At 32.9% G+C, this 1,712-nt stretch carries 1 protein-coding gene and 1 pseudogene; one reads left to right on the top strand and one right to left on the bottom strand.

Annotated elements, in window-relative coordinates:
• Positions 1-4 precede the first annotated feature (4 nt).
• Positions 5-1,153 (bottom strand): annotated as a pseudogene (gene uvrC, locus CBP76_RS11475) (excinuclease ABC subunit UvrC); the annotation flags it as partial.
• Positions 1,154-1,381: 228 nt separating this feature from the next.
• Between uvrC and CBP76_RS13250 the strand changes: the two are divergent.
• On the top strand, positions 1,382-1,534 hold the full coding sequence (locus CBP76_RS13250; RefSeq protein ID WP_166667263.1) for an SPJ_0845 family protein: 153 nt from the start codon (positions 1,382-1,384) through the stop codon (positions 1,532-1,534).
• The last annotated feature ends 178 nt before the right edge of the window (positions 1,535-1,712 follow it).

Below are 1,712 nucleotides of genomic sequence, written 5' to 3' on the forward strand. Positions count from 1 at the left end.
ACTACTCAATAACATGACCATAAGGCAAATTCAACGCTTCAAAGATTTGTTGCTGAGCACCATATGTCTGTCGATTGTCTAACTCCATCAATCTAAACTTTTCCTGTAGAACAAGTTTAGAGTTTTCAGCTGCCATATCCATCAAGTCTTTCTTTTGTCCACGTTGAGGTGTCCTAAAAGGAATATTCAATACTTGGGATAAAGTATCCTTGTCTAAATTATCTGGTACTAATATTTCTTTGGGTAAAACCTGATTACGACGGTTATAGAATTGTAAAATAAACGTTGACAGTTCTTCTTCAGGAGTATTGATACAGGCAAAAACTTTCTTTTCTCGCTTCATCAAACGCGCCTGTCGTATAAAGAAGATTTGGATTGAAATCCAGCCTTTTTCAACATAATAATTAAATATATCTCTTGGCGTACTATCATTCGAAATAATTTTTTGCTTTTCAACAGTTGTTTCAATGTACTTTATTTGATCTCTTAACTCGGCTGCACGTTCAAACTCCATCTTCTCCGACGCTTTAGTCATCCGATGTTCCAATTGATGTTTAATTTCACCAACATTACCACCCAAAAAGCGTTTGATTTTTTCAATTTGAATATCATATTTCTCTTTAGGAACAGTTTGGAAACATGCTCCTAAGCATTGTCCCATATGATAATACAAGCAAGGACGACCTAAGTTACCTTGACATCTACGTAGTGGATATACTTTCTGTAGAAAATTCAGAGTATTGGATGCAGCCCAAACATTAGGATACGGACCAAAGTAGTAAGCCCCATCCTTTTTTATCAATCCGGTGATTTCCATTTTGGGATCACGTTCGTTAGTTATCTTGATATAGGGATAACCCGTACCACGTTTCAGCTTAATGTTGTAATATGGCTGATGTTTTTGGATCAAGGTTATTTCGAGCAAAAAGGCTTCTTTATCATTGGACGTAATTATAGTTTCAAAATCTCTAATTTCTGAAACTAACCGGGCAGTCTTTCCCTCATGTGAACTTTTAAAGTAGGACCTAACACGATTCTTTAAATTTTTAGCCTTACCAACATAAATTATCTTCGAATTAATATCTTTCATTAGATAACATCCTGGACGGGGTGGCAATAGACTTAATTTATGTTCAAGATATTCAGTTGCCAAAAATATCCCTCCCTCTTGGTATAAATGAACTTATCTAAGTTTAATTTAATCTCTTTAATTGTCAAACTAAATGCAACCATATGTTCTATTATACTTTTTTTGATTAAATTTTTTTACTTTTCTTAACTTAAACATGAAAATAAAAAGAAGTACAAATGATTGTCTTTTTTTCTGAATGGTTTTATAATGTAGTTAATTATAAAAGATAACTGAAAGGGGCTGATACCGATGGGCCTAACAGTGAAACGTGAAAGTAATTTTGGCAGTTTGTTTGATAAGTTTGCCTCTCTTCCCGATGATGTAAAAGAAAATGTAAAACGCGTAGATTCTGCGGATAAAAATTCTTCAAAAGAAAAAAAGAATCTTAAAGATAAAAAATAAACTTCTCTTGTTTAATGTCACTTATTTAAAATAAAAGCCATTTATTTTTACTATTTCTTTAACAAAGAACCCTTTTGATAAAAAAGAGCCTAGAACATATTGTTCTAGGCTCTTTTCTTATTCATCTTGATTACTAGATCTGTCAGGTCTCAATTCTGTTGTAAGCACCTAATAACTG

The sequence above is a fragment of the Companilactobacillus nuruki genome (assembly GCF_002872255.1).
GTDB classification, from domain to species: Bacteria; Bacillota; Bacilli; order Lactobacillales; family Lactobacillaceae; genus Companilactobacillus; species Companilactobacillus nuruki.